Here is a 6,814-nt window from a genome sequence, read left to right on the forward strand (position 1 = left end):
AGACGTAGTCAGCAGATTTACAGTCTGCCCTCGTTGGCCGCTTGAGTATCTCCCCTAATAGCCGGTGCAAATATAAAATTGTTTTTCTGGTTTACAAACAAAAAAATAAATAATATTTATACTTTTTTGTAACTCTTTGGGAGTAAGTAAAATAAAAATCTCCTAGCAATAGGAGATTTTTATAATTTTATGATTTCTTAGCTTATTTAGCTAATAATTCAGCAACTTTAGCTTTTAGTTCAGCACCTCGAAGGTCTTTTGCAATAATATTTCCGTTTGCATCTAATAAAAATGTAGCAGGAATACTTTGTATATTATAAGTTATTGCAATAGGATCTTGCCAAGATTTTAAATTAGAAACTTGAGTCCAAATTAATTTGTCTTTTGCAATAGCCTCTTTCCATGCTGTGGCTTTGTCATCTAATGAAACCCCAATAATATTTAAACCTTTAGAATGAAATTCATTATATAGATTTACAACATTAGGATTTTCTTTTCGACAAGGTGAACACCAAGAAGCCCAAAAATCTATAATAGTTATTTTACCAAGAGTTTCTTTCAGAGATACTAATTTTCCATCAACATTTTTTGCTGTAAAATTAGGAGCACTCTGACCAATTGATAAATCTACTACTACTTCTTTAGATTTTTTTTTTCACCGTCAAGTTTAGTCTTAATACTTTTTCCTGGTTTTGTTCCTTTTAAATCAGAATCTAAACCATCATAGTATTTTTTTATTTTTTCAATATCATGCTGAGGATCATTAAACATACCTTCGACAAGTAGAACTGAAAGGAATGATTTAGGATTACTTTCTATATATTTGTAATTTGAAGTTGTAAATTCTCCTTGAAATCCAGCATACTCTTTACTTAATTTAGTCATTACAGCAGTATCCTTTTTTTGCTGTGCTGCTTGCATAGCTGCCATATTTTTATTTTGAAAATCCATCATTCTTTTTTGAATTTTCATCATTTCAGCGTTGTATTTAGTCAACTCATCATTGTTAAATGTTCCAGAAACTTTAGCTAATTGAATACTATCTTTGTTTATTACAGCATTAATATTTCCTTTTTCTACCACAACGATAAATCCTCCTTGAGTTTTATCAAAACGAATACTATGAATTTCAGGTTCTTCAGCTTTACCTTCAAAAGTAAATTTACCATCTTTAATTTTTACAGTATCTACAGCTATTACACCAGCAGCAGCTGAAACATTTTGTTTTTCTAAGAAAACATTTGTTCCATCAGGAAGACCTTTTATTTCTCCTGAGATTTTAAATCCGTTTCCTACAATTCCTGTACATGACATTACAAATGCAGAAAGAGCAATTACAATTATTTTTTTCATCTTTTTAAATTATTTTGAATGCAAAAATAAAGTTTTTTATCATTATTAATAGTAAATTTTGTTATTTTGTTGTTAATATTTTAACAACTAAAATTAGTGTTAGTAAATCAGTTTAAACCTAGTTCTAAATCTTTTAAAAATACATTTTGTATTTTTACTGAAATCCATACTAAAACAGTTGAACATCTTGTTCCTAACCACAAAAGTGAATCAGGGAGTGAGTACTTTTATACAGAAGCAGGAATGTATCGTCTTTCAAATCATTGGGGAAGATTAGCAAATAGTAAGTGGCGGTTGGTTGCCTCAGAACCAGAATCGACATCTAAAAATAAATTAGGTTTTGCAAGATGGGAGGATTTTTATCCAGACAATAACTTCGAAAAGTTGTATTATTTAGAAGCTAATTTCGAAAAACAAACTGTAACTTATCAGCATAAAAGAAATCCTAATTTTGATAATAAACCAGTTTTACGAAATGCATTAGAAACGGCTAAAAGAATAAAACAAGCCAGAAATATATTAACTTTGACTAGTTGGGCAAAATATTTTAGCAATCAAAATATTGATAATTTAAGAAAAGAAATCATTAATGAGTTAATTTTTACCGATAAGAATTTAGAAGAAATAAAACGCAATTGTCATGAGTAGAAACACCGAAAAGAATATCAAAAAACACAATGATAAGCTACATAAAGCTCAAGATAAGGTCAAAAAGGCAAAGGTAGATCGTGCAGCACAACTAAAAGCTATTGTGAAAAAATTTAATGAGCAAAAAGAGTAATAATTCTTTTAACTAAAAATTAATAAACGTTTCGTAAGCCTAAAATATAATTTGTATTACTTTTAGATTATGGATAAACAACACAATAAAGGATTCTTTTTTAAACAATACGAAGCGCCATTTCAATCTCCATTCGATAAACTTTTTTCTATTTTTAAAGAGTTAATTACACATACTTCGGGAGATTTTGATGAGGCTATAAGTTGGCTGCGAGAGCTTGATGTCGAATATAAATTGACAACTCCAGAATATACCATCGATGATTTTATTGAAGATTTAAAGAAAAAAGGATATATTCGAGAAGAACTTAAAGATGACGGAACAACAGGAACTGGAATTACTGCCAAAACAGAAAGGGCTATTCGTCAAAGTGCTTTAGATCAAATTTTTGGAAATATCAAGAAATCCGGAGCGGGAAATCATAAAACCAAACAATCAGGAAGCGGTGACGAGCATACCGGAGAATTAAGAGAATTTCAGTTTGGAGATGGTTTAGAACGAATCTCCTTGACAGAAAGTCTCAAAAATGCACAAATAAATAATGGTGTAGATAATTTTATGCTTACCGAGCAAGATTTGGTTGTAGAGGAAACACAATTTAAAGCTCAGATGAGTACTGTTTTAATGATTGATATTTCTCACAGTATGATTCTTTATGGAGAAGACCGTATCACACCAGCAAAAAAAGTTGCGATGGCATTGGCCGAATTAATCACAACTAGATATCCCAAAGATACACTCGATATTTTAGTTTTTGGTAATGATGCTTGGACGATTCCAATTCGGGATTTACCATATTTAAAAGTAGGACCATATCACACGAATACAGTCGCAGGATTACAGTTAGCCATGGATTTGTTGCGACGAAAAAGAAACACCAATAAGCAAATTTTCATGATTACCGATGGGAAACCAAGCTGTGTTCGAGAAAAAAATGGAGAGTATTATATGAATAGTAATGGTCTCGACGAATACATTGTAGACAAATGCTATAATCAAGCACAACAAGCACGAAAATTGCATATTCCAATTACAACTTTTATGATTGCAAATGATCCATATTTACAAAAATTTGTCAATCGATTTACAGAAGAAAACCAAGGAAAAGCATTTTATACCGGACTAAAAGGTTTAGGAGAAATGATTTTTGAAGATTACGAAACAAATAGAAAAAAGAGAATAAAATAAAATTTCAAAATATAAATATTATACCCAGAAACTACAAAAATGATATAGTTTAAAAAAACAAAACAAAAAATGACAAATATAAAAACACTTGGCGAACTCAAAGCATCAGGATATAAAAGCCAAAGTATTAAAGACGAATTGCGTAACAATCTTCGAGAAAAAATAAAATCAGGAAAACCAGTTTTTGAAGGAGTTTATGGTTTCGAAAATACTGTAATTCCAGAATTAGAACGAGCTATTCTTTCCCGTCATAATATTAATTTGTTAGGACTTCGTGGTCAAGCCAAAACTAGATTGGCTAGAAAAATGATCGAATTGTTAGATGAATATATACCAGTTGTGTCTGGTTCAGAAATAAATGACGATCCGTTAAACCCAATTTCTCGTTTTTCTAAAGATTTAATTCAACAAAATGGGGATGCAACGCCAATAGAATGGATGCATCGAAGTGAACGCTTTTTCGAAAAACTCGCTACACCAGATGTTACTGTAGCTGATTTAATAGGTGATGTTGATCCAATAAAAGCATCAAACTTAAAATTATCCTATGCTGACGAACGCGTAATTCATTTCGGTATGATTCCACGTGCCAATCGCTGCATATTTGTAATTAATGAATTACCTGATTTACAAGCTCGAATTCAGGTTTCGTTATTCAATATTTTGCAAGAAGGTGATATTCAAATTAGAGGATTTAAACTTAGAATGCCACTTGATATGCAATTTGTATTCACTGCAAATCCTGAAGATTATACAAATCGTGGTAGTATTGTTACTCCTCTAAAAGATAGAATAGGATCGCAAATATTAACCCATTATCCAGAAACTATCGAGATTGCAAGAACGATAACACACCAAGAATCTAGGTTAGATAAAGCACAATCTGATTTGGTTTATGTTCCCTCTTTAGCTAAAGATTTGTTAGAACAAATAAGTTTTGAAGCTCGTGAAAGCGAGTATATTGATAATAAAAGTGGTGTTTCTGCTCGATTAAGTATTACTGCTTACGAAAATTTGTTGAGTACAGCAGAAAGACGTGCTTTAAAATCCGGTACTGACAAAACAGCCTTACGATTGTCAGATTTTATGGGAATTATTCCATCAATTACGGGTAAAGTAGAATTAGTTTATGAAGGAGAACAAGAAGGATCGGCTGTTGTGGCACAACATCTTATTGGAGATGCAATTCATACTTTCTTCCCAGCATATTTTCCACAAATAGAAAAGTTAGAACGTGCGGATGCTAAAAATGAATATTCTGAATTAGTCGAATGGTTTTTTACAGAAAGTGGTTTCGAATTATTAGATGATTGCTCAGATGAACAATACCAATCGATTCTTGATAATGTAAAACCATTAGAAAATTTAATTCAAAAATACCAACCTGAGTTGATAGAAGAAGATAGAAACTTTATGAAAGAATTTATCCTTTGGGCATTAGTCGAATATGATAAATTAAGTAAAGATCGTTTCGAAAATGGTTATCAATTTAAAGATATGTACGGAAGTTATATTAGTAAATTATAAACTAGAATTTTTTCCAAATAAAAAAGGTTTAGAAAATTTCTAAACCTTTTTTATTACTCGTGATCTGGTTTCAGATTAAATAAAGCGAAGTTTTTAGACTTTTTTTCGTAAGCTCTAAAAGAAATGTCACTTGGGTTTGTAATTGCTGTTTTTAGTGTGATTTTATCACCTAATTTGAAGTTAGAAACAACCATTTTATAATCCAATAGGTATTCTCCACAAAAGAAATTCCCGTTTTCATCTTGTTCTATCAATCCTGTAAAAAGACCTTTTTTTTCTAGTGATTTCATAATATTTATTGTACAATTCTAATTTTTGACAAAGTTACTATAATTTTGTCAATATCATTTCTAATTCTTATGTAGTAGTTTAAAAATATCTAAATAAATACTTTGTTTATAAATCATGGCAAATCTATGTTATTGTAACACTAATAAATTGTTTTCTGAATGTTGTGAACCATATATTTTAGGTTTTCAAAAAGCACCAACTGCAGAAATTTTAATGCGTTCTAGATATTCTGCTTATTGTGTCCAGAATATCGATTATCTATTGGCAACTACACATATTTCGACTAGAAAATTTTATAATAAAAACGAAACCCTTATTTTTGCTTCGCAAAACCAGTGGGTGAAACTTGAGATTATAAATACTTCCGAAATAATTGTCGAGTTTAAAGCTTTTTATCTTGATATTAATCTAAAATCGAAAATTCATCATGAGAAATCTACTTTCAAAAAAGAGCGGGGAAGCTGGTTTTATGTTGATGGAGAATGGTTTTAAAATAATACTATGATAAAATCATTTTTGTTACTTTATGCTTTTCTTAACTACGACATATGTTTTTCTTTTTCAAATTTTATTACATTTGTTGCCAAATGAGAATAGTAGCTTTTTTTATATCGATTTTTTTCCTCATGATTGGCGGCAAAGATTATTCTTATGCGTTCAATCATAATCATCGTGTTGGTTACTCTTCAAATAAAACATTTGCAAGTAAACTTAAATCAGAATTAATAATTGAAGATTTAAGTATTACTGTAATAGATGATAATGACTCAGATTTAGATGAAGAATATTTAAGTCATGATGATGTTAAAGAAAATTGTGGAAACAAACTATTTTTCGAAAAAAGCAAGGTTCAAAACACTTGGTTTTTATTAAAATCCCTATCGAATACTTTAAATTCTTGTAACAATCGTTTTAAAATTTTTTCGCACTTTTGCGGATATTCTTACCCAATTTATATTTCACAAAGAGTATTAAGAATTTGATTTTTTAATTCTTTATCGATTACCAAAGTATAATCTTATATACTTAAAGGATTTCCTAGTAATCGTATTTGCCTATTGTATGATTTTTATTTTTCATGCTAAGGAAATATCCATTTTACAAGAATAATTTTTTAAACTTAAGCGTTTATCGCCCCAATTTTATTTTAAATACCATGAAAAGAAATGTCTTATTCATAGGCTTGGCTGCCTTGTTGTGCCTTACAAGTTGTACAACCAAAAAAGAAGAAAAAGAAGAGATCGAAACTTTTGCAGTTACTAATCCTGTAAAAATTGATAGTTCCTTTACCAAACAATATGTCGCACAAATTAAGTCATTCCGAAATATTGAGCTTCGTGCCCAAGAAAAAGGTTTTTTGCAAAATATTTATGTTGACGAAGGTCAGTTTGTAAAAGCTGGACAGGTTTTATTCAGAATTATGCCAAAAGTTTATGAGGCTGAATTGTTAGGAGCACAAGCCGAAGCCAAAGCTGCTGAAATAGAATTACAAAATGCTAAGATGTTAGCCGATAAAAATATAGTTTCTAAAAACGAACAAGCTGTAGCTCAGGCCAAATTGGATCAAGCAAGAGCCGAAGTCGCTTTAGCAAAATTACATTTATCATTTACCGAAATTAGAGCTCCGTTTGACGGAACTATTGATAGAATTCCAAAAAAATTAGGTAGTCTAAT

The 6,814-nt window shown here is 30.2% G+C and carries 9 protein-coding genes; 7 read left to right on the top strand and 2 right to left on the bottom strand.

The annotated features are described in order from the left end of the window. Positions 1–633 precede the first annotated feature (633 nt). Positions 634–1,353, bottom strand: coding sequence for a DUF4369 domain-containing protein (locus ABI549_RS12995; protein WP_348076890.1), 720 nt, complete (start codon positions 1,351–1,353; stop codon positions 634–636). 96 nt (positions 1,354–1,449) lie between these two features. Here ABI549_RS12995 and ABI549_RS13000 point away from each other — a divergent pair, with 96 nt between their 5' ends. The 4 genes from ABI549_RS13000 to ABI549_RS13015 all read left to right on the top strand — a co-directional run bounded on the left by ABI549_RS13000 (position 1,450) and on the right by ABI549_RS13015 (position 4,849). Continuing rightward, on the top strand, positions 1,450–2,001 hold the full coding sequence (locus ABI549_RS13000) for a hypothetical protein (RefSeq protein ID WP_348076891.1): 552 nt from the start codon (positions 1,450–1,452) through the stop codon (positions 1,999–2,001). Beyond that, a complete protein-coding gene (locus ABI549_RS13005) occupies positions 1,994–2,134 on the top strand; it encodes a hypothetical protein (RefSeq protein ID WP_091474695.1) in 141 nt (46 codons plus the stop codon). Before ABI549_RS13000 ends, ABI549_RS13005 begins: the two co-directional genes overlap by 8 nt. 69 nt (positions 2,135–2,203) lie before the next feature. Beyond that, complete coding sequence (locus tag ABI549_RS13010; RefSeq protein ID WP_348076892.1) at positions 2,204–3,322, top strand: VWA domain-containing protein; 1,119 nt, start codon at positions 2,204–2,206, stop codon at positions 3,320–3,322. Positions 3,323–3,391: 69 nt separating this feature from the next. Continuing rightward, positions 3,392–4,849, top strand: a complete 1,458-nt coding sequence (locus tag ABI549_RS13015) for an AAA family ATPase (protein WP_348076893.1) — start codon at positions 3,392–3,394, stop codon at positions 4,847–4,849. Positions 4,850–4,902: 53 nt separating this feature from the next. Here the strand turns inward: ABI549_RS13015 and ABI549_RS13020 are convergent, their stop codons facing one another. Beyond that, entirely contained in the window at positions 4,903–5,139 is a 237-nt protein-coding gene (locus tag ABI549_RS13020; protein WP_348076894.1) for a hypothetical protein, read from the bottom strand. A gap of 115 nt (positions 5,140–5,254) precedes the next feature. Here ABI549_RS13020 and ABI549_RS13025 point away from each other — a divergent pair, with 115 nt between their 5' ends. From ABI549_RS13025 to ABI549_RS13035, 3 genes are all read left to right on the top strand, one after another. After that, on the top strand, positions 5,255–5,632 hold the full coding sequence (locus ABI549_RS13025) for a YchJ family metal-binding protein (RefSeq protein WP_348076895.1): 378 nt from the start codon (positions 5,255–5,257) through the stop codon (positions 5,630–5,632). Between the two features lie 95 nt (positions 5,633–5,727). Further along, complete coding sequence (locus ABI549_RS13030; RefSeq protein WP_348076896.1) at positions 5,728–6,123, top strand: hypothetical protein; 396 nt, start codon at positions 5,728–5,730, stop codon at positions 6,121–6,123. 173 nt (positions 6,124–6,296) lie between these two features. Next, a partial coding sequence (locus tag ABI549_RS13035) for an efflux RND transporter periplasmic adaptor subunit (RefSeq protein WP_348076897.1) occupies positions 6,297–6,814 on the top strand: 518 nt, incomplete at its 3' end.

Origin of the sequence: Flavobacterium sp. (genome assembly GCF_039932285.1) — a bacterium.
Taxonomy (GTDB): domain Bacteria; phylum Bacteroidota; class Bacteroidia; order Flavobacteriales; family Flavobacteriaceae; genus Flavobacterium.

Coding starts and splice junctions, on each gene's coding strand:
- ABI549_RS13025 (WP_348076895.1), top strand. CDS start 5,255: ATGGCAAATCTATGTTATTGTAACACTAATAAATTGTTTTCTGAATGT.
- ABI549_RS13030 (WP_348076896.1), top strand. CDS start 5,728: ATGAGAATAGTAGCTTTTTTTATATCGATTTTTTTCCTCATGATTGGC.
- ABI549_RS13010 (WP_348076892.1), top strand. CDS start 2,204: ATGGATAAACAACACAATAAAGGATTCTTTTTTAAACAATACGAAGCG.
- ABI549_RS13015 (WP_348076893.1), top strand. CDS start 3,392: ATGACAAATATAAAAACACTTGGCGAACTCAAAGCATCAGGATATAAA.
- ABI549_RS13005 (WP_091474695.1), top strand. CDS start 1,994: ATGAGTAGAAACACCGAAAAGAATATCAAAAAACACAATGATAAGCTA.
- ABI549_RS12995 (WP_348076890.1), bottom strand. CDS start 1,353: ATGAAAAAAATAATTGTAATTGCTCTTTCTGCATTTGTAATGTCATGT.
- ABI549_RS13020 (WP_348076894.1), bottom strand. CDS start 5,139: ATGAAATCACTAGAAAAAAAAGGTCTTTTTACAGGATTGATAGAACAA.